Annotated in this window: 24 protein-coding genes and 1 pseudogene; 13 read left to right on the forward strand and 12 right to left on the reverse strand. The window is 64.8% G+C overall.

The window, feature by feature from the left end:
• Positions 1 to 2 precede the first annotated feature (2 nt).
• Positions 3 to 203, reverse strand: a complete 201-nt coding sequence (locus tag VSR82_RS08070) for a hypothetical protein (RefSeq protein ID WP_429456061.1) — start codon at positions 201 to 203, stop codon at positions 3 to 5.
• A 49-nt stretch (positions 204 to 252) separates the two neighbouring features.
• Between VSR82_RS08070 and VSR82_RS08075 the strand changes: the two genes are divergently transcribed.
• Positions 253 to 1488: a YbfB/YjiJ family MFS transporter gene (locus VSR82_RS08075; protein ID WP_498857619.1), complete on the forward strand. Its 1236-nt coding sequence runs from the start codon at positions 253 to 255 to the stop codon at positions 1486 to 1488.
• A 23-nt stretch (positions 1489 to 1511) separates the two neighbouring features.
• On the opposite strand, the gene VSR82_RS08080 is transcribed toward VSR82_RS08075, so the two are convergent.
• From VSR82_RS08080 to VSR82_RS08095, 4 genes are read right to left on the reverse strand one after another with little or no spacing between them, the layout of a single operon-like run.
• On the reverse strand, positions 1512 to 1886 hold the full coding sequence (locus VSR82_RS08080; RefSeq protein ID WP_429456059.1) for a GtrA family protein: 375 nt from the start codon (positions 1884 to 1886) through the stop codon (positions 1512 to 1514).
• A complete protein-coding gene (locus tag VSR82_RS08085; RefSeq protein WP_429456058.1) occupies positions 1883 to 2632 on the reverse strand; it encodes a class I SAM-dependent methyltransferase in 750 nt (249 codons plus the stop codon). Before VSR82_RS08085 ends, VSR82_RS08080 begins: the two co-directional genes overlap by 4 nt.
• 17 nt (positions 2633 to 2649) lie before the next feature.
• Positions 2650 to 3711: a glycosyltransferase family 2 protein gene (locus VSR82_RS08090; RefSeq protein ID WP_429456057.1), complete on the reverse strand. Its 1062-nt coding sequence runs from the start codon at positions 3709 to 3711 to the stop codon at positions 2650 to 2652.
• 13 nt (positions 3712 to 3724) lie between these two features.
• On the reverse strand, positions 3725 to 5011 hold the full coding sequence (locus VSR82_RS08095; protein ID WP_429456056.1) for a glycosyltransferase family 87 protein: 1287 nt from the start codon (positions 5009 to 5011) through the stop codon (positions 3725 to 3727).
• 671 nt (positions 5012 to 5682) lie between these two features.
• Here VSR82_RS08095 and VSR82_RS08100 point away from each other — a divergent pair.
• The 11 genes from VSR82_RS08100 (at position 5683) to VSR82_RS08150 (ending at position 14840) form a co-directional block, all read left to right on the forward strand.
• Entirely contained in the window at positions 5683 to 5895 is a 213-nt protein-coding gene (locus VSR82_RS08100; RefSeq protein ID WP_429456055.1) for a hypothetical protein, read from the forward strand.
• A 100-nt stretch (positions 5896 to 5995) separates the two neighbouring features.
• Positions 5996 to 6166 (forward strand): Flp family type IVb pilin, encoded by a 171-nt coding sequence (locus tag VSR82_RS08105; RefSeq protein ID WP_013092552.1) that lies wholly within the window; start codon positions 5996 to 5998, stop codon positions 6164 to 6166.
• Positions 6167 to 6233: 67 nt separating this feature from the next.
• Positions 6234 to 6404: a Flp family type IVb pilin gene (locus VSR82_RS08110; protein ID WP_368583004.1), complete on the forward strand. Its 171-nt coding sequence runs from the start codon at positions 6234 to 6236 to the stop codon at positions 6402 to 6404.
• A 30-nt stretch (positions 6405 to 6434) separates the two neighbouring features.
• Complete coding sequence (locus tag VSR82_RS08115) at positions 6435 to 6977, forward strand: A24 family peptidase (protein ID WP_410851165.1); 543 nt, start codon at positions 6435 to 6437, stop codon at positions 6975 to 6977.
• Positions 6978 to 7013: 36 nt separating this feature from the next.
• The gene (gene cpaB / locus VSR82_RS08120; protein ID WP_410851164.1) at positions 7014 to 7844 is read left to right on the forward strand and encodes a Flp pilus assembly protein CpaB; all 831 of its coding nucleotides are present in this window, start codon (positions 7014 to 7016) and stop codon (positions 7842 to 7844) included.
• Positions 7845 to 7944: 100 nt separating this feature from the next.
• Positions 7945 to 9846 carry a type II and III secretion system protein family protein gene (locus VSR82_RS08125; protein WP_429456054.1) on the forward strand — a complete coding sequence of 634 codons (1902 nt, stop codon included), beginning with the start codon at positions 7945 to 7947 and terminating at the stop codon, positions 9844 to 9846.
• A gap of 21 nt (positions 9847 to 9867) precedes the next feature.
• On the forward strand, positions 9868 to 10182 hold the full coding sequence (locus VSR82_RS08130; protein WP_429456053.1) for a hypothetical protein: 315 nt from the start codon (positions 9868 to 9870) through the stop codon (positions 10180 to 10182).
• 21 nt (positions 10183 to 10203) lie between these two features.
• Complete coding sequence (locus VSR82_RS08135) at positions 10204 to 11415, forward strand: CpaE/TadZ family protein (protein ID WP_368582997.1); 1212 nt, start codon at positions 10204 to 10206, stop codon at positions 11413 to 11415.
• A 36-nt stretch (positions 11416 to 11451) separates the two neighbouring features.
• Positions 11452 to 12813, forward strand: coding sequence for a TadA family conjugal transfer-associated ATPase (locus VSR82_RS08140; RefSeq protein WP_368582996.1), 1362 nt, complete (start codon positions 11452 to 11454; stop codon positions 12811 to 12813).
• A 52-nt stretch (positions 12814 to 12865) separates the two neighbouring features.
• Entirely contained in the window at positions 12866 to 13843 is a 978-nt protein-coding gene (locus tag VSR82_RS08145; protein ID WP_368582994.1) for a type II secretion system F family protein, read from the forward strand.
• 28 nt (positions 13844 to 13871) lie between these two features.
• Positions 13872 to 14840, forward strand: coding sequence for a type II secretion system F family protein (locus VSR82_RS08150; RefSeq protein WP_498857620.1), 969 nt, complete (start codon positions 13872 to 13874; stop codon positions 14838 to 14840).
• A gap of 10 nt (positions 14841 to 14850) precedes the next feature.
• On the opposite strand, the gene VSR82_RS08155 is transcribed toward VSR82_RS08150, so the two are convergent.
• The 6 genes and pseudogenes from VSR82_RS08155 to VSR82_RS08180 form a co-directional block, all read right to left on the reverse strand.
• Positions 14851 to 15492, reverse strand: coding sequence for a trimeric intracellular cation channel family protein (locus tag VSR82_RS08155; protein ID WP_368582991.1), 642 nt, complete (start codon positions 15490 to 15492; stop codon positions 14851 to 14853).
• Positions 15489 to 15686: a hypothetical protein gene (locus VSR82_RS08160; RefSeq protein ID WP_368582989.1), complete on the reverse strand. Its 198-nt coding sequence runs from the start codon at positions 15684 to 15686 to the stop codon at positions 15489 to 15491. The genes VSR82_RS08155 and VSR82_RS08160 overlap by 4 nt, the downstream gene beginning before the upstream one ends.
• 58 nt (positions 15687 to 15744) lie before the next feature.
• The gene (locus VSR82_RS08165; RefSeq protein ID WP_429456051.1) at positions 15745 to 16200 is read right to left on the reverse strand and encodes a MarR family winged helix-turn-helix transcriptional regulator; all 456 of its coding nucleotides are present in this window, start codon (positions 16198 to 16200) and stop codon (positions 15745 to 15747) included.
• A gap of 97 nt (positions 16201 to 16297) precedes the next feature.
• Positions 16298 to 16821 (reverse strand): annotated as a pseudogene (locus VSR82_RS08170) (GNAT family N-acetyltransferase).
• On the reverse strand, positions 16818 to 17405 hold the full coding sequence (locus VSR82_RS08175; RefSeq protein ID WP_368582983.1) for a helix-turn-helix domain-containing protein: 588 nt from the start codon (positions 17403 to 17405) through the stop codon (positions 16818 to 16820). Before VSR82_RS08175 ends, VSR82_RS08170 begins: the two are co-directional and overlap by 4 nt.
• An 82-nt stretch (positions 17406 to 17487) precedes the next feature.
• Complete coding sequence (locus VSR82_RS08180; RefSeq protein WP_429456049.1) at positions 17488 to 18711, reverse strand: M23 family metallopeptidase; 1224 nt, start codon at positions 18709 to 18711, stop codon at positions 17488 to 17490.
• A 565-nt stretch (positions 18712 to 19276) separates the two neighbouring features.
• On the opposite strand from VSR82_RS08180, the gene VSR82_RS08185 reads away from it, so the two are divergent.
• Positions 19277 to 21493 (forward strand): beta-glucosidase family protein, encoded by a 2217-nt coding sequence (locus VSR82_RS08185; protein WP_498857621.1) that lies wholly within the window; start codon positions 19277 to 19279, stop codon positions 21491 to 21493.
• 60 nt (positions 21494 to 21553) lie between these two features.
• Here VSR82_RS08185 and VSR82_RS08190 read toward each other — a convergent pair whose 3' ends face one another.
• Complete coding sequence (locus VSR82_RS08190; protein ID WP_429456047.1) at positions 21554 to 22876, reverse strand: metal-dependent hydrolase family protein; 1323 nt, start codon at positions 22874 to 22876, stop codon at positions 21554 to 21556.
• Positions 22877 to 22989 lie beyond the last annotated feature (113 nt).

Here is a 22989-nt window from a genome sequence, read left to right on the forward strand (position 1 = left end):
CGCTAGCGCGCCGTCCTCTTCGGCCGGCCGATCATCGATACCTTGTCCACCGGCTGCGCGACCGTTGCCGCCGGGCGAACCTTGCCGCCCATCGGCAGATCGATCAATTGCCGTTTGCCGTGCCTCGCGAGTTCGAGCGAGAAGCTCGCTGCGAAACGTCTCTCCCAGCTATCATGGCAATCTGCCGCATGCGTCCAACTCATCGTCCAATCAGAACCGGCTCGAAGCGTTCTCGTTCAGGTCCGTCCGCCCATGTCCTCCCATTCCGCCGGCACCGCACCGCACGCTCCAACCACGACCACCGCCCAACGTCCGCCGACACTGCTGCTGGCCGCCGCGCTGTCGCTCGGCAGCGCAACAGCGCTCGGTTTCGCGCGCTTCGCCTACGCGTTGCTGTTGCCGTCGATGAAGCTCGACCTCGGCTGGAGCTTCGCGCAGGCCGGTGCGATGAACACCGCGAACGCGCTAGGCTATCTGCTCGGCGCGCTGGTGTTCCCGCGCCTCGCGCGCCGCTGGTCGGCGGGCGCGCTGTTCGCGGGCGGTTGCGTGCTGACCGCGCTGTTGATGGCCGGCAGCGGCCTCACCGCCAGCACGGATGTGCTTCTGACACTGCGCGTGATCACCGGTGCGAGCAGCGCGGCGATTTTCATCGGCGGCGGCGTGCTGGCGGCGCGGCTCGCGTCGGCGCGCCCGCGCGACGCGGGGCTCGTGCTCGGTCTGTATTACGGGGGCACCGGCTGGGGGATCGTCGCGTCGTCGGTGCTGGTGCCCGTGACGATCCTTGACGCCGCCCACGGCTGGCAGTTCGCGTGGTTCGCGCTGGCGGCGGCCTGCGCGCTGTTCGCCGCGGTCGCGATCGGCGCGTCGCGCAGAATCGAGCGCGCGCATACGAGCGCGGCGGCTGCCGCGCATGCAGCCGGCGCCACTTCCGCGCCGGGTTGGCCGCACTACGCGGCCGCGCTCGCGGGCTATGGACTGTTCGGCGTCGGCTATATCGGCTACATGACTTTCATCGTCGCGCTGTTGCGCAACGCCGGCATGAGCGCGGCGGTCGTCACCGGCTTTTATCTGCTGCTCGGCGCGGCGACCGTGGTGTCGGCGCGAATCTGGTCGACACTGCTCGATCGCATGCGCGGCGGCCAGGCGCTCGCCGTGCTCAACGCGCTGCTAGCGATCGCGACGCTGCTGCCCGCGATCTTCACGCAGCCGTGGGTCGCGTTCGTTTCGGGCACGCTATTCGGCGCGACGTTCCTGTCGGCGGTCGCATCGACGACCGCGTTCGTGCGCCACAATCTGCCCGCGAGCCACTGGGCGAAGGGCATCAGCGCCTTCACGATCGTGTTCGCGTTCGGGCAGATCGTCGGGCCGGTCGTGATCGGCTGGGTGTCGGATGGCGCCGGGCTCGCGCGCGGGCTCGTGTATTCGGCGCTGCTGCTGGCGGGTGGCGCGGTGCTCGCGGCGTGTCAGAAGGCGTTGCGCACGGCGTGAGCCGCGTTACGTGTGCTTCGTATTCAGCGATACGTCCAGCACCGATGCGCGATGAACGTGAGCGGCGGCACCACGCACACGACGAGCGCGATACCGAGCGCGGGCGGGCCGCCCGCAAGCTGCGTCAGGCGCGCTACGAGCGCGGTCAACGTCAGGCCGCCCAGCGATACGAGCACGAACCGCCCAGCGTTCACCAACGCGGGCAGCGCCGAAAAACTCCAGAACGTGTTCAACAGATACGAAGCCGCCGTCGCCCACGTGAACGCGATCGCGTTGGCCCACGGCGGCGACATGGCGGCGTCCGCTATCAGCGTCAGCGCAATGCACACATGCAGGCCCGTCGCGATGACGCCGCTCGCGCCAAAGCGCATCAGCTTGACTCGATCGACCGGCATCATCGTGACGCTCCGTCGCGCTTGCGCAGGACCGCGAACAGCGATACGCCATAAGGCAGCGGCGCATGCGCGAGCCAGTGGCGCTCGGCGCTGAAAATGCGGTACAGCGCCGCGTTGAGCGGCCACGGCGGAATCGCGTCGCCGCTCGAGTGCTGACGATGCAGCAGCCGATCGGCCCAACGCGCGAGCACCGCGACCGGATACAGCAGCGTGTTGAAATAGCTGATGCGTTCGACTTCGTAGCCGGCTGCGGCCGCACAGCGCATCAGCGAAGCGCGGCTATAGCGGCGGTAGTGGTGCAGGAAAACATCGTGCGCGCTCCACAGATGGTGTCCGGCCGGCACCGTCACGACGATGCGGCCACCCGGCGTCAGCAGCTCGCGCATGCCGGCGAGCGAGCCGGCGTCGTCGGCGATATGTTCGAGGCAGTCGAAGAAGCAGATCAGGTCGAAGCGTTCGCCGTTGAATGGCACGTCGTCGGGGCAGTGGCCCGCGCGGATGTCGAACTGCTTGCCGGTCTTGCGCGCGCTCAGCGCCCGAGCAGTCGGGTCCATCTCGAGGCCGCTGACGGTGCCGAAGCCGGCCAGCATGTCGAGGTTGCCGCCGGTGCCGGAGCCTACTTCGAGCACCCGTGCGCGGCGCGGTAACGCGAGCCGTTCGAGCAGCGTGCGCAGCACGTCGCGCCGCGCGCGAAACCACCAGTGTCCAGCTTCGGTCTCGGCCATTTCGAGGTAGGCATCGGGAGACATGATTAACTCCTCAACTGTCAGTGGCCGACTACGCGAAACCGTGGCGCGGCACGCCTGCGTGTCGGTTCGACGCGCCCCACATGCGCTACGCGCGCATCCTGGCGCACGCCCGGCAACATGCTGACCTTGCTCTTCGCCTGATAGCGGCGCCGCACCAGATAAACGGGCCGTTCCTTCGACTCGTAGTAAATGCGGCCGACGTATTCGCCGATCACGCCGATGCCGATCAGCTCGATGCCGCCCATGAACAGCATCACCGAGATCGTCGACGCGTAACCGGGCACCGGATTGCCCGACCACAGCGTGCGGCCGATGACGAACCCGCCGTAGACGAACGCGAGCGTGGCGATGGACAGTCCGATATAAGTCCAGCTGCGCAACGGCACCGTGCTGAAGCTCGTGATGCCTTCGAGCGCGAAGTTCCACAGCCGCCAGCCGGAGAACTTCGAGTGACCGGCGCTGCGCGGCTCGCGTTCGTATTCGACGATCACGGTGCGGTAGCCGACCCACGCGAACAGGCCCTTCATGAAGCGACGACGCTCCGGCAGGCTGCGCAGTGCGTTGACCACCTGACGATCGATCAGCCGGAAATCGCCGACATTCTCCGGCAGCTTCACTTCGGACAGTGCGTTGTGCACGCGATAGTAGAGCGCGGCTGCCGTGCGTTTGGCGAACGTATCGCACAGGCGGTTCGTGCGTTTGGCCGCGACTACTTCGGCGCCCGCGCGCCAATGCTCGACCATCACCGGGATCAGGCTCGGCGGGTCCTGCAGGTCCGCGTCGATCGGAATCACCGCATCGCCGAACGCTTCGTCGATGCCGGCGGTCAACGCCGCTTCCTTGCCGAAGTTGCGTGTCAGGTCGATCACCCGAATGCGACGGTCGCGGCTGCTCTGCGCGATCAGCCGATCGAGCGTCGCGTCGCTGCTGCCGTCGTTGATACAGACGATCTCGAAGCGCGTGCCGTCGATCGATTCGAGCACCGGCACGACTGCCGCGAAGAAGCGTTCCACCGCGTCCTGCTCGTTATAGAACGGCACGACGAGTGAGATCAGTGGCGTGGTTGTATGAGTTGGCATGACGCTTCCCCGTTTATCGAATGATTCGAGCCGCGTGCGAATAGGCGAGGGCGGCGCGCTCGTCGCGTTCTTCGTCCATTGCGCGCACGCGGCGCATGACGAGCAGCAGCACCAGCAGCAGAACGATCGGGCCGATCTGCGGCAACTCGGTCGTGCGGTTGAAGAGTTCATAGGCCGGCAGCAGCCACGCAAGCGCAATCACGCTCTGCTCGCCGCGCAGCCAGCCTCTGTCGAGCCCGAGCGCGGTCAGGCAGGCCGTCGCGATGCCGAGCCACGCCAGTTCGTAGTGCCACACGTACGGGTTAGTCAGCAACGTGGCGACGACGAGGCTCGCCGCGCGCAGCCGCGTGTCGCGCGTGTTGCGCCACACGTGCCATGCGGCTGCCGCAGCAATCAGCCCAACGCAGGCGTGGACCGCAAAGGCCGCGACGATCGGCGCGCCGCCCTCGCGCAGCACAGCGAACACGGTTGGCGACGCGAGCCAGTAGCCGCGGCATTGTTCGAGCAGCGTCTCGCGGGCAATGCCGGTGTTGATGAAGAAGAGCCGCACCGTTTGCACGCCGCAGACCAGCACGCTGATCACGCCGAGCAGCGCCGCGCTGAACGCGGCGGCCGCCAGCGTGCGCCATGCGCGCGCGGCGATCAGCACAAGCGGAAACAGCACGGCCATCTGCGGCTTGATCGCGAGCAGGCCGAGGCACAACCCCGCGCGTACCGGATGGCGACGCAGCCAATGCAGCGTGAGCGCCGCGATGCCCGCGGTCAGCAGCGAGTTCTGACCGAACAGGGCTGGCACGAACACGCACGGCGAGGCCGCGACGACGAACCATGCGAAGCGCGATCCCCTGAAGCTGTCGGCAAGGCCCGACACTCGCAGCGTGCCCGCGCTGAGCAGCGCAATGCCGCCGCCGACGAACACGAAGTACATGACGAGCCGCGGCAATAGCGCGAGCGGCGAGATCAGCACGAGGAAGGTCGGCGGGTAGAGCCAGGGCATCACGCTGTCTTGCTTGACGGTCGTGAATAGCGCGCGCTGCAGCTTGTCGAACAACGCATGGTCGTAGACCTGCATCGCCGAACCGTGCAGCAGTCCATACGAGGCCGACCAGAAAATCGAAAAGTCCTCACCGGGACGCGTGAGGCGCTGGTCGGTGAAGCCGTGGCTCGCATAGGCCCACAACCCGATGATCACCGCATACAGCGCGCACATTCCGCTGCAGTAGAAGACGATGCGCTCGTGCGTGAGCCAGCCGCGAATCTCGCTGTCGCCGCTGCGCATGCGTAGCTGTGATGCGTACATGATCCCCGCCCCCGTGTGATCCGGATCAGGTCTGTCGACCCTCCGTTCGTTCTGTTTATTGATTCCGTTTTGTATGTGTCTGCGCGTGACATCGCATCAAAACCCGTGTCGTTGCGCTGAACCGGTCAGCTCATTGTTGGCGGAAATTTATGTGACTTTCAAGCTCGCGTTTTCCTGGCCGCGAGTCACGCGCTGCCGATTCACCCAATTAACGGGCCAAACGGTCAGCGTTGTGTGCGCCAACGCACCAAGCCGTCTCATCGATGAGACGCTTTGGACCGGCGCGCCATTCGGGAAGGCCGATTTCTCAGCGATATTCCGTTTTTACCGGCTCAGGGAAAGTCCTGGACAAAAAATGCCGAGCCTTGTCCAACGGGGCTTTACGCGTTCCGCGAAGTGTTCGGCGGCCTATGCGAAACGTTGCGGATTCGGACATTCCGGACGCGAATCGGGCGCGAGGCTCGAGGCCAGTCGGCTCGAACCCCTGTCGTTACGCTGTTTTCGCAAAGCTGGTCCCGTCCTTGCGATGGGGAGTGCGCGGAAGTCGACGACACGATGCTGCGGACCTGACAGACAGCACACCATGGCGCGAGAGAGAGCCAACGTCGACTGACCAGCGGGTGCTGGCCTCGAGCCGGCGCCAAGAAAAAATCACGAAAGACGGGGGATGTATGTACAACAAGTTCACGCGACTGCGCGGCGGTAACAAGCTCATGAGCGGCGCCCATCGTGCGGCCATGCTGCGTCAGCGGCACACGGCCGCAATGCTGCGGCTTGCCCGGCAGCTGCCGCTTCACTTCCCACGTTTCCTCCAGTTCGTGTCGCCCAGCGTTACGCCCATGCGGATCAAACACCGCGCGACGCTGACCGGGCGGCGAAACTAGCTCGCAGTTTTCCGCAGTTCCCAGCAGTGCCCGTAGTGCCACCGCCCACGCCAATCCTGGTAACGGGTTTAAATCGTTAGTCCTCCACAGGAGTCGAATCATGAAGAACATCATCGCTACCGCAGCCCGTTTCGTTCGTGACGAAGACGGCGTGACCGCCATCGAATATGGGCTGCTCGCCGGCCTGATCGCGCTGTTGATCATCGGCGGCGTGACCCTGCTCGGCCAGCATCTGCAGACGATTTTCAACAACCTCGCGGACTCGGTCTGAGTCATCTTGCCGACGGACGAACCTCACGATTCGTCCGTCACTTTCCAACTGAATACGGGGGCCTGTCATGAAGAAGCTGATTGCGCGCGCGCTGCGTTTCGCTCACGACGAAGACGGCGTGACCGCCATCGAATACGGTCTGCTCGCCGGCCTGATTGCACTGCTGATCATCGGCGGTGTGACCACGCTCGGCACCAACCTCAGCGCGATCTTCAACAATCTCGCCGACTCGATCTGACGCGGCTCGATCATCCATCACGAGGTCGTCATGACGCTGCCACTTCTGCCGCCACATCCTGTACCGCTGTGCGTGATCGTGCTGGCGATCGTGGCAGCGAGCACGGATCTCACCGCGAGGCGCATTCCCAATCGCCTGATCGTACTCGGGCTCGCCGTCGCGCTTGCCGTGCAGATGTCGATTCACGGGCCGCTCGCCGGCGCGCTCGACTGGCTGAGCGGCGCCGCGTGCGGCTTCGCTTTGCTGTTGCCGTTCTATCTGCTGCGCGGCATGGCCGCCGGCGATGTGAAGCTGCTGATGACGATCGGCGCATGGGTCGGACCCGCGCTGACCTGGCGGATCGCGCTCGCCACTTTTCTGATCGGCGGACTCTGGTCGCTGCTGATCGTGCTGTGCCGCGGCAGATTCGCGCGCTTGCTCGCGAATCTGCGGCAACTGATCGGCGGGTTCGTCGTCGCGCCGCTCAGACAACCGAGCCTGATCGATGCGCGCTCTGGATCGGTCGGGTCGATTCCCTACGGCGTTGCGATCGCGGCCGGCACCCTCGGAATGCTGTTCGCGGCCGCGCTGTAGCCGGACGTTTCCACTGAACGATGCGGGAGTGTTGCCATGAAAAACAGTCGGGCTTTAGTGATGCTGACGATCGCCGTGCTGGCGGGCCTCGCGGCCGTGAGTTTCGCGTCGCGCTGGTTGCTGCAGACCTCGTCGGCCGCGGTGACATCGGTCGCGGTGGCGTCGTCGGACATCAGTCTCGGCCAGCCGCTGAACCAGAACCTGATTCACATGGTCAGCTGGCCGACTTCGAGCGTGCCGCCCGGTGCGTTCGCCGACGGCAAGGCGCTCGAAGGGCGCGTGCTGCTGACGAGTCTCGCGCCCGGCGAGCCGGTGCTCGAATCGAAGCTCGCGCCGCAGGGCACCAAGGGCGGCCTGTCCGCGGTGATCGGCGAAGGCCATCGCGCGATCACGGTGCGGGTGAACGACGTGGTCGGCGTCGCGGGCTTCGCGCTGCCGGGCAACTACGTCGACGTGATCGTCAACACGCAGCAGGCGAACAAGACCGACGCGGCGCAAAGCATCTCGAAGATCGTGCTCGAAAAGATCCTCGTGCTCGCGGTCGCGCAGCAGGTGAGCCGCGACGACACCGCGCCGAAAGTGGTCAACGCGGTGACGCTCGAAGTGACGCCCGAGCAGGCCGAGAAGCTCGACCTCGCACGCAGCGTCGGCACGCTGTCGCTGGTGCTGCGCAACCAGGTCGACAAGCAGACCCCGAGCACCGGCGGCGCGACCAAGCTGACCTTGCTCGACGTGCCGGTGCCGGCTTCGGCGCCCGCCGCACCCGAAGTGCGTCCGGTGCGCACCCACTATGCGGCACGTCCGGCGCCCAGGCGCGATTGCGTCGGCGTGCTGTCGGGAGTGACGGGCAGCGTCGAATGTTTCTAGCGCGGTCGCGGCGCGCCGGTTTTTGACTGACGCCGCGATCTGAATCAGAAGGCAATCAAAAGACGTCTCGGTTCACCTATCGAGCGACGGGGGCAGCAACATGAAAACACAACAACGGTTCTCATCCGGTGGCGGCAAGCGTTGCCGCTCGCTCGGCGGCACGGTGCTAGCCGCCGCGTTATGCGCCGGGTTAACGGCTGCGCACGACAGCGCCGCTCAAACGATGGCCGCCGCGCAAATGCCGCCGGGCTGGGGCGCGCAGGCCGCGCCGCTGCCGGTCGGCCGGGGCGCCGTGCCGATGCTGGTGAGCAACACGCCGATGCCGACCGGCGCGACGAGCGGCCGGATGGTCGCCCCCGCGCAGCTGACCGGGCCGAACTGCACCGGCGAGATTCGCGACGAATCGAACGTGTCGGTCGCGGTCGGCAAGTCGATCCTGGTTCCGCTCGTCGAGCCCGCGCGCAACCGCACGCTCGGCAATCCGGTCGTCGCGCAGGCGACGCTCGTGTCGCAGCGCACGCTGTACGTGGTCGGCATGAGCGTCGGCACCACGAACATGATCGTGCAGGGCCGCAGCGGCGCATGCCAGATCATCGACGTGAGCGTCGGCGTCGATGCCGACGGGCTGCAACGCACACTCGCGCAACTGCTGCCGAACGAGCGCGGCATTCGCGTGTCGAGCGCGGCCGGCAACCTCGTGCTCGCGGGCCGCGTATCGAGCGGGCAGGCCGCGCAGCAGGCGATGAGCATCGCCGGCGCTTACGCGGGTGCGCAACCGACCCAGCAAGACCAGTCGAGCACCGCGAGCTTCGGTAACGGCGGTTCGATCTCGCAGCAGAGCTCGAGCGTTAGCAAGGGCTCCGAAGTCATCAACATGATGTCGGTCGATTCGCCGCAACAGGTGATGCTCGAAGTGAAGGTCGCCGAGGTGTCGAAGACGCTGCTCAATCAGTTGGGTGCAGCGGTCAACATCCAGGGCGGCTTCGGTTCGTGGACCGGCGCGCTGGTGAGCAGCCTGCTCGCCGGCGTCAGCAGCGGTATCGCGGTGAGCAAGGCGAACAACAGGCCGTTCAACATCGCCGTCGACGCACAGAAGAGCGACAGCCTCGGCAAGATTCTCGCGGAGCCGAACCTCGTCACGCTGAGCGGCCAGGAGGCGTCGTTTCTCGCGGGCGGCCGGGTCTTCATTCCGGTGCCGCAAAGCAACGGCACGGGCGGCTCGACGATCACGCTGCAGGAAGAAGAGTTCGGCGTCGGCCTCAAGTTCACGCCGACCGTGCTCGCCGGCAGCCGCGTGAATCTGAAGGTCGCGCCGGAAGTGTCGGAACTGTCGCCGACCGGCGTCACCGTCCAGGCGACCGGCACGAGCAGCAGCGCGATCCTGCCGCTGATCACGACGCGGCGCGCGTCGACGACGGTGCAGATGAACGACGGCGAGAGCTTCGCGATCGGCGGGCTGATTCAGAACAACATCACCGGCGCGTTGAAGGCGCTGCCCGGTATCGGCGAAGTGCCGGTACTCGGCGCGCTGTTTCGCAGCACGTCGTTCCAGCAGGATCGCACGGAGCTGATCTTCATCGTCACCGTGCATCTGGTGAAGCCGCTGCCGCCGGGCGACTATCCGCTGCCGACCGATAGCTTCACCGGCGTGTCCGACGGCACCGTCTACGCGACCGGCAACATGGAAGGCCGCCGGCCCGCCGCACTGCCGAACGCGCCGCAGATGCCCGCGCAACCGCAACCGCAACCGCAACCCGCGGCGCCCGCACCGGTTCCGACGCCGGCACCGACCGAAGGCTCGGCCGCCCCCGCCGCGCTGCTCCCGCGCGACACCCAGGCGGACCGGCCGGCACCGTCGGCGGCGATGCCACCGGCCGACAAGACGGCAACTACGCCAACGTCGGCAACGCAAGTGCAAACCGGCGCCGAACCAACACTCGCCAAAGCCGACGCCACGAGCCCAGGCAACCCGACGCTCAAGGCCACCCGGCTCAACCCGTAACGCGCCGCGAAGGAGACTCTCATGAAACTCGAACATCTTCTGATCACGCGCCGCGCGGCGTTGCTGCTGACGGTGTGCACCACGCTGGTCGGCTCGTTGAGCGGCTGCATGTCGAGCTCGCCGATCTGGGACGCGCACGTCGGCGACGCCGTGCGCACCGTAACGCAGATGCAGATCATCGATCCGCATGCGGGCGAGCACACGCCGTCGACACCGGGAGTCGACGGCAGGGCCGCGGTCGCCGCGCAGCAGCAGTACGACAAGTCGTTCCAGACGCCGGCCACGACGTTCAATCCGTTCGTGATCGGGATCGGCAGCAACGGCGGCAGTCAGTGATGGCGGACGCGGGGGAACATCATGATCAACATCCTGGCTCTCTCTGAAGACGGTGCACGGCTCGCTCAGATCGCGCATCTGAGCGGCGAAGCCGGCGACTACCGGATCACGCGCGCGATGGGCACGCCGTCGCTGCTCGGCGAACGCGGCAATACGCTCGACGCGTTCGACGTGCTGATCGTCGACGCCGCGTCGCTGAAGGATGCGGAGCTCGCGGTGGTGGAGCGGCTGCATCGCGAGCATGGGCGGCTCACCTGCATCCTGCTGATCCCCGACGCGTCGCCGCAGACGCTGATCGCCGCGATGCGCGCGGGCTTTCGCGACGTGCTGAACTGGCCGCTCGATTCGCGCCAGTTCGCCGACGCGTTGCAGCGCGCACAGGCGCAGAGCCTGCAAGGCGGCACGCGCGACACGCGGATTCTGTCGTTCGTGTCGTGTAAGGGCGGCGCGGGCACCAGCTTCATCGCCGCGAACGTCGCACATGCGATCGCAAGTCTGCCGCAGAAAAAACGCGTGCTGCTGATCGATCTGAACCAGCAGTTCGCGGATGCCGCGTTCCTCGTCTCCGACCAGACGCCGCCGTCGACGTTGCCGCAAATCTGCGCGCAGATCGAGCGCATGGATGCCGCGTTCTTCGACACGAGCGTCGTGCACGTGAGCGACAGCTTCCATATCCTCGCCGGCGCGGGCGATCCGGTGAAGGCGGCCGAGGTGAAGGAAGACCGTCTCGAGTGGCTGCTCGGTGTCGCCGCGCCGCATTACGACTTCGTGCTGTTCGATCTCGGCCAGACGCTGAACCGGCTGTCGATGCTCGCGCTGGATCGCAGCGACCAGATTCATCTGGTGCTGCAGGCGAACATGCCGCACGTGCGCGCCGGCCGCCGGCTGCAGGAGATTCTGTGCTCGCTCGGCTACGCGCAGGAGCAGATGCGGCTGATCCTGAACCGCTATACGCGGCACGGCGAGCGGCCGCGCGCCGCGCTCGAATCCGTGCTCGGCATGAGCGCGTATCAGGTGATTCCCGAGGATGCCGATACGGTGACCGATTCGATGAACCAGGGACTGCCGGTGTCGAAGACCGCGCGCGGCAGCGGGGTTGCGCGCAGCCTGCAGGCGCTCGCCGAAAACATCGCGGCGCGCGCGAACAAACCGGGGCGCTCGCGCGCGAAAGGTGAGTCGCTATTCGGGCGGCTGCTCGGCCGCCAGCCGCCGCCGAAACTCGAAACGCTTTAACGCTCCAACGCCACACGATCAGAACAGGGGAACGTCATGTCGCTTCGTGAGCAGATTTCCGCGCAACGCGTGCAGCCGCTGGGCGAACGCCAGGACCCGGCGGCCGCCGGCATGTTGCGCGGCGCATACCAGAAACTGAAACGCGAGATTCATCAGGCGGTGCTCGAACGCGTCGAGCTCGAACGGCTGTCGAGGTTGCCGCCCGAGCAGGTCCGCCAGGAGATCGCGACGCTGATCGGCCGCATTCTCGAAGACCAGAAGGCGCCCGCCAACGATCTCGAACGCCGGCAACTCGTCGGCGACGTGCACGACGAAATGTTCGGCTTCGGTCCGCTCGAAGTGCTGCTGCGCGACCCGACCGTGTCCGACATTCTGGTGAACACGCATCGTCATACCTACGTCGAGCGCCGTGGCCGGCTGGAGGCGACCGATGTGACCTTCTACGACGACGCGCATCTGATGAAGGTCATCGAGAAGATCGTCTCCGGCGTCGGCCGCCATATCGACGAATCGAGCCCGATGGTCGACGCACGCCTGCCGGACGGCTCGCGCGTGAACGCAATCATCCGGCCCTGCGCGATCGACGGTCCGTTGCTGTCGATTCGCCGTTTCGCCGCGAATCCGTTGCAGGTTGCCGACCTGATCGAATTGCAGAGCCTCACGCCGCCGATGGCCGAAGTGCTCGACGCGCTGGCGCGCGCGAAGGTGAACATCCTCGTGTCGGGCGGCACGGGCAGCGGCAAGACCACGCTGCTGAACGTGCTGTCGGGATTCATTCCGGGCGACGAGCGCATCGTCACGATCGAGGACGCCGCCGAGTTGCAGCTGCGCCAGCAGCACGTGCTGCGGCTGGAGACGCGTTCGCCGAACATCGAGGGACGCGGCGAGATCACGCAGCGCACGCTGGTGCGCAACGCGCTGCGGATGCGCCCCGACCGCATCATTCTCGGCGAGGTGCGCGGCGCCGAAGCGCTCGACATGCTGAACGCGATGAACACCGGCCACGAAGGCTCGCTGTCGACGATCCACGCGAACACACCGCGCGATGCGCTGACGCGCCTCGAAAACATGATGACGCTCGGCGGCCTGTCGCTGCCGACACGCACGATGCGCCAGCAGATTTCGTCGGCGATTTCGGTGGTCGTGCAAGCCACGCGTCTGACCGACGGACGCCGCAAGATCGTCAGCATTTCGGAACTGACCGGCATGGAGGGCGACATGATCAACATGCAGGAGATCTTCGTGTTCCGCCGCTCCGGCGTCGATACGAAGGGCAACGTGCGCGGCCATTTCTGCGCGACCGGCGTGCGGCCGAAATTCGCCGAGCGCTTGCAGGCATTCGGCGTGGCGCCGTCGGAGCAGATCTACGATCCGGCGCGGCGCTTCGAAACGACATGACGTGCACGGGCGACGCGCACAGACCGCTTGCCCGGTGTTTCAGGAGACTTGCATGAGCCCGATTTTCTACGCGTCGATCATTCTGCTGTTCGCGGCCGTGGTGCTCGCGACGGGTGGTGTCTACGAGTATTGGAACAGCCGGCACGGGCCGGTCGCGCGCCGCGTCGATTCGCGGATTCGCGCGGTATCGGCCGGCGGTCCGATGAGCCGGCAGCGTCTGTCGATTCTGAAGACGCGCACGATGGCCGAGTCCGCGGTGCTCGCGCGGCTGCTGCTGCGTATTCCGCGCGTGCATGCGCTCGATCTGTTTCTGCAGCAGTCGGGGCTGTCCTGGTCGGTCGGTCGTTTCTTCGGCACCTGCGCGGTGTTGCCGCCTTTCGTGCTGATCGTGGGTGCGAGCCTCAGGGTGCCGTGGATCTTCACGGCTGCCGCCGCCGCTCTATGTGCGTTGCTGCCGATCGTCTACGTACAGCGGCGCCGCCACCGGCGCATTCGTCAGCTCGAACGGCAACTGCCGGACGTTTGCGACATGCTGTCGCGAGCATTGCGCTCGGGCCATGCGTTCACCGGCGCGATCGATATGGTCGGCGCCGAGTTCGCCGAGCCGATGAGCGGCGAGTTCCGCATCGTGTTCGACGAGATCAACTACGGCGTGTCGATCAGCGAGGCGCTGACGAATCTCGCGACACGGGTGCCGATTCGCGATCTGCGTTACTTCGTGATCGCCGTCGTGATCCAGCGCGAGACGGGCGGCAATCTCGCCGAAGTGCTCGACGGCATCACCGCGCTGATCCGCGACCGCTTCAAGCTGTTCGACAAGGTTCGCGTGCTTTCCGCCGAAGGCAGGATGTCCGCGTGGGTGCTCGGCCTGCTGCCGTTCGGCGTCGGCGGCGCGATGATGGCGATCAATCCGGGGTTCCTGAACGTGCTGTGGCGGGACCCGGCGGGCGTCAGGATGATCGCGGTGGCGAGCATCGCCATGCTGTTCGGCATTCTGTGGATGCGGCACATCGTGAAGATCCGCGTTTGAGCGGGCTCGAGGTCATCGGAGAAGGACCATGCAAACACTGAACATCACGCAGATTCTGTTGCTCGCCGGCGTCTTCGCGATCGTTTTCGCGGCCGTGTTCGGCGCAATGCATCTGAGCACGCCGCGCGACATGAGCCGCCGCATCGAGCAGGCGGGCGGTGCGAATGCGGTGCCCGCGCCGGAGCAACTCGACGCCGCCGCGCAGACGCCGTGGTACGAAAAGCTCGTCGAGATCTCGCAGCCGATCTCGAAGCTGTCGGTGCCGAAGGACGGCTGGGAGCAATCCGCGCTGCGCGTGCAGTTGATGAACGCCGGCTGGCGCTCGGCCAACGCCGTGCCGGTCTATCTGGCCGCGAAGACCGCGCTCGCGCTGACGTTGCCGCTGCTGGCGATGCTCGCGCTGTACGGCTCGTCGTTCGCGAGCTCGCTGCTCGAACGCGCGATCGTGCTCGTCGTGGTGGCCGCGTTCGGCTACTACCTGCCGAACATCGTGCTGTCGCGCCGCACCGCAGCGCGCCAGCGCAGCCTCGTCGAGGACTTTCCCGATGCGCTCGATCTGCTGACCGTGTGTGTGGAAGCGGGGCTGGGCCTCGACGCGTCGCTGATGAAAGTCGGCGAGGAAATCCGCCTGCGCAGCGCAGTGGTCGCGAGCGAGCTCGAACTGATGCTGCTAGAAATGCGCTCGGGTTTCTCGAAGGAAAAGGCACTGCGCAATTTTTCGCTGCGCACCGGCGTGGAAGACATCGACTCGTTCAGCGCGATGCTGATCCAGGCCGAGCGCTTCGGCACCAGCATCGGCGCGTCGCTGCGCGTGCTGTCCGATACGCTGCGCACGCGCCGCCGGATGCGCGCCGAGGAGCGGGCCGCGAAGATTGCGCTGAAGCTGCTGTTTCCGTTGATGTTCTGTATCTTTCCGGCGCTGCTCGTCGTGCTGATGGGGCCCGCGATGATTCATATCTATCGCGATCTGCTGCCGAGCATGGCGGGCGGCGCATGAGCAGAGCCTGTTATGAGTTGTCGCGCGTCTCGGCGCGTCTGCCCTGGAAGACCGGGAGCCGCCAGCCGTAGCGCAGCGACGCGAGCCGCACCATCACGCAAGCCAAGGTCGCGAACCACGGCGTCCACCAGTCCGTCCAGCCCGCATACGCAAAGCCGACCTGCACCGCCGCGCCGAACAGCGCGGCAGACGCATAGATCTCGCGCTCGAGAATCGCGGGCACGCGCGAGAGCACGACGTCGCGCATCACACCGCCGCCCACCGCGCTGACGACGCCGAGCAGAATCGCGAGCTCGGCATTGTGGCCATACGTGAGCGCTTTCTGCGCGCCCGACACCGCGAATAGACCGAGCCCGATCGCATCGAAGAACAGCACCGGCTGACGCAGCCGGCGCACCTGCGGATACGCGAGAATCGTCACCGCGGACGCGGCGAGCGCGGTGGCCAGATACCGCCAGTTCGACAGCCCCGCCGGCGGGATTGCGCCGATGCACACGTCTCGCACGATGCCGCCGCCGCACGCGACCATGAAGGCGATCACGACAATGCCGAACAGGTCGAGCCGCCGTTGACGCGCGGCGACCGCGCCGCTGATCGCGAATACGAAGGTGCCGATCAGATCGAGAATGGTATAGACGGCGTGTGAATTCACTGAGTGGTTTCGTGTTGGTCGAGCGAGACACCGGCCCCGCACAGCATGGCTTCGAGACCCGTACGCAAGGTCGGGTCGAGCGCCGGTGCGAATTTCGGCGAGTGATAGCTTGGGATTTCGTTGAGAGTTTTCACTGCGGACGCGTGGCGCCGTGCACCGATCGCGCTCGACATCGTTCCGATCAGCTTCGACATGGAGGGCTCCTTGTTGGCATGAACGCCAGGGAAGGCGCGGCGAAAGGCGGACCGTCGGTCAGGATCTCGCGGGCGGCGCGCTTGCGGACTCGCTTTCGAGCAGGCTATGCGAAAGCTTGCTGAGCAGACGTTCGAGCGTTTTAAGCTCGTTCGCGCTGAGCGCCTTCGCGAGTTCGACTTCGAGCTCGGTGCCTACCGCTTCGGATGCCTGCGCAACTTCGAGGCCGTGATCGGTGGCGCGTAATGCGATGCTTCGACGGTCCGATGCATGCATGTTGCGACTGATCAGGCCGCGTGTTTCAAGTTCGGCGAGGACTTTGGACAGCAGCGTTTTTTCGATCAGCGCGCGTTGCGAAACGGCCTTAGGCGTGATGTCGGGTTCCGCACAGACGAGGCGCAGCACGCGCAGCGCACGCACGTCGAGATCCCAGCGCTCGCGATAGACGATGTTCGCGCGGTTGATCAGCAGCGCGCTGGTCAGATCGAGCCTGAAAGTCAGGAAGTCCGAGTACAAGAATTTGCTCCGCTGTCGGCCGTCTTGCGCAGTGCAGGCATTATAGGCAAGTAGTTGAAATTTTCAAATACTTACGCGGAACGGACTGCATGCGCAGTCAAAGCTGTTTGCAATAAAACGTGGTGGCGCAGAACGCGCCGTCGGGCATCAGCGCGTAGTTCGGCACGCTGCCGACACGTAGCCAGCCGGCGCGCTGATAGAGCCGCTCGGCATCGCCGCCGGTTACGGTGTCGAGCACGAGAACCGATTTTTTCTCTTCCCGCGCGACGCGATCGAGTTCGCTCATCAGAGCGTGCGCGACGCCGCGGCGGCGTGCTTTTCTGCGAGCATCTTCGCGACGTCGGCGCGATGCGGCTGATTTTCGGGTTGCGCGGTGATCAATTGCACGGTGCCGACGATGCTGCCGTCCCGGTCTTCAGCGATCAACAATGCGCGTTCTCCGCGCGCGACGCCCTCCGCGACGTTGCGCCAGAACACGAGCGCGGTGTTGCGCGAGATCGGCAGCATGAAGCTGACCGACGCTCCGCCTTCCACGCAGTCGATCAGCACGTCGGCGAGCGCTTCGACGCAGGCGGCCGCTTCGTTCGGGCCGACGCGCCGTATGGTCACGTTATCGCTCATCCGTTTCTCCGATCGTTGATTGGCGTTGTGCTCAGCGCGACGAGATAGCGCGCGCGTTTGCGAGTGGGGTTACGGAACACGATCGGGCTGTCGAGCCGCATCGCCAGGCAATCGCCTGTCTTGAGCCGCCAACTGGTGTCGCCGATCGTGATTTCCATCGAGCCGTCGAGCATCCACACCTGTTGATGGATGTCCGCGTCACGCGCGCCGGTTTCGTAACTGACCCGCTGACCCGCGGGGAAGTTGACCTCGACCAACTGGATCGCCGAGCGCGCGGTAGGCGACAGATGACGTCGCACATAGCCGGAGCTCGGGTCGGTCCATACCGGCTGCTCGGCCGCGCGACTGACTGGCGACGGCGCAGCCGCGGGTGCGCCTTCCTGCTCGAATAGCGACGCGAGCGGCACGTTCAACGCGGTTGCAAGTTTGTCGAGCACGGTCGCGGTGGGGCTGCTCTGCCCGCGCTCGATCAGCGAGATGTTCGAGCGGCTGACCTTGCTGCGTTCGGCCAGCGCGTCGAGAGACCAGTTCTGAGCGTCGCGTAGCGCTTTGACTCGCCGTGCGATCAGGGCGTTGATGTCCATGTCGTCCAGTTTAAGGGATCGGGCATCCAGTAAACTAGAGAATGGCTTTTTTGTTGTCAATATCGGGCGGTCGCCTCGTGCTTCAAGTCAACGAGCTTTTCTGCTTCTCAGGTGTGTTCGGCGTGCTTTCGGCATTCGACGCCATCCTGCCCGCCGGTGTATCGAGAGGCAATGCCGCCAGTTGTTCACGCAGGGCGCCTGTCATGCTGTCGAACGCGATCTGCTGACTGGTCGTGAGCGGCGCGGTGCGGGTTCGGCTTGTCAACACGAGCGGATCGATCGGTTGACCATATTCGCGCACCTCGAAATGCAGATGCGGCCCCGTCGCCGTGCCAGTACTGCCTACCGCGCCGAGTGGTTGTCCTTCGGTCACCGGCTTGCCGACACGCAAATCGCGGGCGAACGCGGACAGGTGCGCGTAGTGCGTCGTAAAGCCTCGCGGATGACTGAGTACGACGATCTTGCCGTAACCGGCTTTGAAGCCAATGAAGCGCACCGTTCCTGAGGCGGCGGCGCCGACAGGTGTTCCCTTCGGTGCGGCAAAGTCCACACCTGTGTGCATCAGGTGTTGGCCCTTGACCGGATGGGTCCGGTAACCGAAGGGCGAACTGAGCCTAACGTCATCGACAGGCATGGAAAATGGCTTGGTTGCAAGCCTGCGTCCGTCGAATGAATAGTAGTCTCCATCGGTGCGTCCCGGCGCGATGAACCACACGGCCTGGTAGAACTCGCCGCCCGATTGGACTTCGACGGCCGTTACGCGCTTGCGCTGTACGTCTGTATCGTCGTGTCCGTAGAGAACATGATAAGTGTCGCCCTTGTGCGCACGCGCGGCGAGGTCGAGGCGAGGAGCGAAAAGATGCTCGATCTGCTGTTGTATCTCCACTGGCACGCTGGCTCGTGCCAGGGTGTCGCGCAACGTGCCTTCGATCCGTCCCGCGTAAGAACCGCTGTCGACCTCCGGCATGACAAGCGGCGCAGCGTCGGATAGCCGACTGTAACTGGTTCTGCTAACGGATTCAGTGTGGGCCGGCGCAGTCACCGTTAAGGCCGAGGAAGGTTGGCTTGCACTTGATGCGTTCACGCGACTGACGATCTTCGGTTCCGTAACACAATCCGACGTACTCAGCATCGCAATGATGCCGCACAGCAATACGGCAGCCACTGGGGATTTAAATCGGCAATACGCCGAATGACTCACTTTGGCGGAAATGGCCTTAGCGCGGGAACAGACGTGACGTAAATAGCGCGAGCGCATCATTTCAAAACCTCGCAGTCGGAAAAGGGCTGCAGGGATGAATGACATCGCTTGAAACGCCGCGAAAACCCGATAAATCGACAGAGGGTTCTCTTTCGCGCTATACAACCCGGTAAGAAGAGCCTTTAGTCTATGCAGAGTGGCAAGTCGCCCATATCGGGAGAATCCGATTTTTGAGATTAACTCGGTGTCATCGCGCGCGATTGAGCTACGAGCGAGCGCGGTTGCTCAGCTTGGGTCGGGCGAACAGGAAACGCCTCGCCGTACGCGTACGTTTTTCCGCTTTCATGAATTGCCAATCAAACCTCGAATAACAATTTCCGCTTCTTTATTCGATTCGATTCAATAACTTTCAATTGGATTATGTAAGAAAAACCCTTACACCCCATTACGCATAAAATTACGCGTATTAGTAAAACTACCGATGCTGTAGTCAGACTACATTCTTACATTACTCACCACGGAGAGTCGCTACAGCCCATCCGGTTGCGCCGATTCTTCTTCCAACAGGCAAACGTTTGCAGTCATCGCTGCACGCCTGTGTTCGCGTCCGCTTCCCACCCACCCGACGCGCTCCGTTGCCCCAGAAAAGCACAATTTCGGAGAGACACCTATGCAGAAGAAACTATGGCCGGCCGTCGCGATAGCGGCGGCCGTGAGCGCCGCTGCGCACGCGGAAATTCCCACTCCTGGTCTCGACTTCGCGCCTACGTCGACGGTGCTGAACGCGTTCGCGTCGGCAGCGGCGCACCGGCGCGCGGAAACGCTCGTCAACAAGATGACGATCGACGAGAAGCTGCAGTTCATTCATTCGCAGTACGCCATGTCGGCTGTGCCGGGCGGCGGCGCGGGCTACATTCAGGGCGTGCCGCGCCTTGGCATTCCCGACCTGAACATGGTCGACTCCGCCACCGGTTCGGGCAGCACCAGCCAGCCATCGACGACCTTCCCCGCGACGCTCGCGGTGGCGGCGAGCTGGGACCGCGCGCTGTCGTGGAACTTCGGCAAGCAGATCGCGATCCAGTTGCGTCAGCAGGGCTTCGGCATGGGGCTCGGCGGTGGCACCAACCTCGCGCGTGAGCCGCGCGGTGGCCGGCTCTTCGAGTATCTCGGCGAAGATCCGGTGCTCGCCGGCGAGATGCTCGCCGAACGCACCGACGGCACACAAAGCCAGAAGGTCATCGCGACGATCAAGCACTACATGGGCAACGAGCAGGAACACAACCGCGGCGGCGGCAACAGCCAGATCGACGAGCGCACGATGCGCGAGCTCTATCTGCTGCCGTTCGAAATCGCCGCGCGCCGCGCGCAGCCGGGCAGTGTGATGTGCAGCTACAACGAGGTCAACGGCACCTATGCCTGCGAGAACTCGCACATTCTCAACGACGTGCTGAAGAACGACTGGCACTTCGAAGGTCAGGTGCAGTCGGACTGGGGCGCGGCGCATAGCACGGCAGCCGCGATCAATGCCGGTCTCGACGAGGAAGAAGACGTCGGTTCGACCGTCTATCTGACGCCCACGCTGGTCAAGCAGGCGATCGCGAACGGCTCGGTGTCGACCGCGCGCGTCGACGACATGGTCGAGCGCAAGCTGTACGTGATGATCCGCACGGGCGTGATGGACGATCCGCCGAAGGGTGGCGCGACCATCGACTTCTCGGCCGCGAGAGCCTTCACGCAGTCGGTCGAAGAGCAGTCGATGGTACTGTTGAAGAACGCCAGCAATCAGCTGCCGCTCTCCGCCGGTTCGCTGTCGCGCATCGCGGTGATCGGCGGCCACGCCGACGCGGCGGTGCTGACGGGCGGCGGTTCGGGCAACACACGCGATCCGGTGACGGGCGCGTTCGCCGGTTGCGGCGGCTTGACGTTCGGCACCACGACGGGCTGCAGCTGGTGGACCAACCCGTGGCTGAAGCTGAACACGCCGATCGTGTCGGCGATCAAGGCGCTCGCGCCGCAGGCCACGGTGACCTTCGCCGGCAACAGCGATCAGCAGTCGCCGTTTGCCGCCTACACGCAGCAGCAGATCACCCAGGCAGCAACGCTGGCCGCGAACTCCGACGTCGCCATCGTAGTGGTCGCGCAGCCGGCCGGCGAGGATATCGGCGATCTGCCGAGCCTGGGCCTCGCGAATCCGACTAACCAGGATGCACTCGTCGAAGCGGTTGCGGCGGCCAATCCGCATACGATCGTCGTCGTCGAAAGCGGCAACCCGGTGCTGATGCCGTGGAAGGACAGCGTGTCGGCGATCGTCGAAGCATGGTATCCGGGCGAAGGCGGCGGCAACGCGATTGCGAACGTGCTGTTCGGCAAGGTCAATCCTTCCGGCAAGCTCCCCGTCACGTTCCCGGTGCGCGACCAGGACACGCCGACGTGGGGCACGAATGGCGCATTTGCGGCGAACCCGGTGTACTCCGAGAAGCTCGATATGGGCTATCGCTGGTACGACTCGCAGAACATCACGCCGATGTTCGAGTTTGGCTACGGCCTGTCGTACACGCACTTCGCATACTCGGGTCTATCGGTTCAGCATCTGCCGGGCGGTCTGATCGACGTGTCGTTCAACGTGCGTAACGATGGTCGCGTCGCCGGTGCGGAAGTGCCGCAGGTGTACCTCGGTGTGCCGTATCAGGGTGAGCCGCCGCGTCGTCTCGTCGGCTGGGACAAGGTTGGTCTGAACCCGGGCGAATCGCGTCGCGTGCACGTGGTCGTGACGCAGCGCATGCAGAGCGTGTGGGACACCACGAGCAACCGTTGGCGCTATGTGCCGGGCAGCACGGTGTACGTCGGCGCATCGTCGCGCGACATCCGTCTGCAGGGGCGTGGCTAAATAGTGTGACGTCGTAGCGAACGCGGGCGCGCGAAGTTGCGCGCCCGCTTGTATTACCGATTACGCTTTCAGCGTGTTCTTGTAGAACTTTCCATCCTTCATGACGATCCGCAGGTTCTGCTCCGGGTTAGCCATCAGGTCGAGATTCTCGAGCGGATTGCCATCGACGAGAAGCAGATCGGCGTATGCACCTTCTTCGAGTACGCCGAGCTTGCGCGGATACGGATTGCGGTGCCCGGACAGCGCGAGTAGTTGTCCATTGGTGCCCGTTGCCATGGTCAATGCCTCGGCTCCGCTGTACCAACGCTTCATATGCGTGAGCATCCTGCCTTGCCCCGCGGCCACGGCCTGCGAAAAGATCAGGTCCGTACCGAATGCGACCTTGATGCCATGCTTGCGCGCGAGTTTGAAAGCGCGATCGGTGCCCGCGATCACGTCGAGAAACTTCTCGCGACTCTGCGGGGCGAGCGGGCCCACGTCGTCTTCGTTGACGAACGGCTGCGTGCTCAACCATGTGCCGTTCTTCGCCATCAACGCCGCGGTCTTGTCGTCCATCAGATGAGCGTGCTCGATGCACTGCACGCCTGCCGCAACGGAGCGCTGAACCGCTTCGGGCATGTACGCATGCGAGAGCACATAGGTGCCCCAGTCGGCCGCTGTTTCGACGGCCGCGCGCAACTGCTTTTCGGTGAAGGTGAGCATGTCGAGCGGGCTGCGCGGCGTCGATACGCCACCGGAGCCGACCAGCTTGATCTGCGTCGCGCCCTGGATGAACTGCTCGCGAACGCGCAAGCGGACTTCGTCTTCCGTGTCGGCGATCGCGAAGCCACCGTCCCGTTCCAATTGGGTGATCTGGCTGCTGGTGCGCGGCATTTCGCTCAGTGCGCGAAAATCGCCGTGACCGCCGGTGGTCGTGATCATCGCGCCAGACGGATAGATGCGCGGTCCGGAAATCATGCCGCTATCGATTGCCTGCTTCAGCGCGAATGACGGGCCGCCCGCGTCGCGGATCGTCGTAAAGCCGCGCAGTAGCGTGCGTTCGGCTTCAGCGCTTGCGGCAATATGGACGAGCGAAATGTCGGATTGAAGGATGACCTGAACCGGCACCGCCGCGAGCAGTGCATGCCAGTGCATGTCGATCATGCCGGGCATCATCACCTTGCCACCGCAATCGACCAGCGTCTTGCCGTCGATCGAAGCCGGTTGACCTCGACCCAACTGGCTAATGCTGTCACCCTCGACAACCATATAGAGGCCGTCACGCAACGTCGACGATTTGCCATCGAACAAACGGAAGTTCGTGAACAGCACCGGCTTCGCGGGCGGTGCTGGCGGCACGGTGGTTTGGGCATTGCTGAGTCCGGGCAGTACCAGACTCAACATCGATGCGGCGAGACCAGTGACAAAACCGCGGCGCGACAGGTCGGCACTAATACGGCGGTTTGCATATTGCACTTGTGACTTGTCGCAAAGACATGAAGAAGATGGACTGACTA

The organism is Burkholderia sp. JPY481 (genome assembly GCF_038900515.1).
GTDB classification, from domain to species: domain Bacteria; phylum Pseudomonadota; class Gammaproteobacteria; order Burkholderiales; family Burkholderiaceae; genus Paraburkholderia; species Paraburkholderia youngii.

Bases quoted from the DNA above. Each gene is read 5' to 3' on its own strand.
- VSR82_RS08115 (WP_410851165.1), top strand. From the start codon at position 6,435: ATGACGCTGCCACTTCTGCCGCCACATCCTGTACCGCTGTGCGTGATC.
- VSR82_RS08145 (WP_368582994.1), top strand. From the start codon at position 12,866: ATGAGCCCGATTTTCTACGCGTCGATCATTCTGCTGTTCGCGGCCGTG.
- VSR82_RS08160 (WP_368582989.1), bottom strand. From the start codon at position 15,686: ATGTCGAAGCTGATCGGAACGATGTCGAGCGCGATCGGTGCACGGCGC.
- VSR82_RS08190 (WP_429456047.1), bottom strand. From the start codon at position 22,876: ATGTTGAGTCTGGTACTGCCCGGACTCAGCAATGCCCAAACCACCGTG.
- VSR82_RS08125 (WP_429456054.1), top strand. From the start codon at position 7,945: ATGAAAACACAACAACGGTTCTCATCCGGTGGCGGCAAGCGTTGCCGC.
- VSR82_RS08150 (WP_498857620.1), top strand. From the start codon at position 13,872: ATGCAAACACTGAACATCACGCAGATTCTGTTGCTCGCCGGCGTCTTC.
- VSR82_RS08080 (WP_429456059.1), bottom strand. From the start codon at position 1,886: ATGATGCCGGTCGATCGAGTCAAGCTGATGCGCTTTGGCGCGAGCGGC.
- VSR82_RS08175 (WP_368582983.1), bottom strand. From the start codon at position 17,405: ATGGACATCAACGCCCTGATCGCACGGCGAGTCAAAGCGCTACGCGAC.
- VSR82_RS08070 (WP_429456061.1), bottom strand. From the start codon at position 203: ATGAGTTGGACGCATGCGGCAGATTGCCATGATAGCTGGGAGAGACGT.
- cpaB (WP_410851164.1), top strand. From the start codon at position 7,014: ATGAAAAACAGTCGGGCTTTAGTGATGCTGACGATCGCCGTGCTGGCG.
- VSR82_RS08100 (WP_429456055.1), top strand. From the start codon at position 5,683: ATGTACAACAAGTTCACGCGACTGCGCGGCGGTAACAAGCTCATGAGC.
- VSR82_RS08095 (WP_429456056.1), bottom strand. From the start codon at position 5,011: ATGTACGCATCACAGCTACGCATGCGCAGCGGCGACAGCGAGATTCGC.
- VSR82_RS08185 (WP_498857621.1), top strand. From the start codon at position 19,277: ATGCAGAAGAAACTATGGCCGGCCGTCGCGATAGCGGCGGCCGTGAGC.
- VSR82_RS08130 (WP_429456053.1), top strand. From the start codon at position 9,868: ATGAAACTCGAACATCTTCTGATCACGCGCCGCGCGGCGTTGCTGCTG.
- VSR82_RS08090 (WP_429456057.1), bottom strand. From the start codon at position 3,711: ATGCCAACTCATACAACCACGCCACTGATCTCACTCGTCGTGCCGTTC.
- VSR82_RS08180 (WP_429456049.1), bottom strand. From the start codon at position 18,711: ATGTCATTCATCCCTGCAGCCCTTTTCCGACTGCGAGGTTTTGAAATG.
- VSR82_RS08135 (WP_368582997.1), top strand. From the start codon at position 10,204: ATGATCAACATCCTGGCTCTCTCTGAAGACGGTGCACGGCTCGCTCAG.
- VSR82_RS08110 (WP_368583004.1), top strand. From the start codon at position 6,234: ATGAAGAAGCTGATTGCGCGCGCGCTGCGTTTCGCTCACGACGAAGAC.
- VSR82_RS08105 (WP_013092552.1), top strand. From the start codon at position 5,996: ATGAAGAACATCATCGCTACCGCAGCCCGTTTCGTTCGTGACGAAGAC.
- VSR82_RS08140 (WP_368582996.1), top strand. From the start codon at position 11,452: ATGTCGCTTCGTGAGCAGATTTCCGCGCAACGCGTGCAGCCGCTGGGC.
- VSR82_RS08075 (WP_498857619.1), top strand. From the start codon at position 253: ATGTCCTCCCATTCCGCCGGCACCGCACCGCACGCTCCAACCACGACC.
- VSR82_RS08085 (WP_429456058.1), bottom strand. From the start codon at position 2,632: ATGTCTCCCGATGCCTACCTCGAAATGGCCGAGACCGAAGCTGGACAC.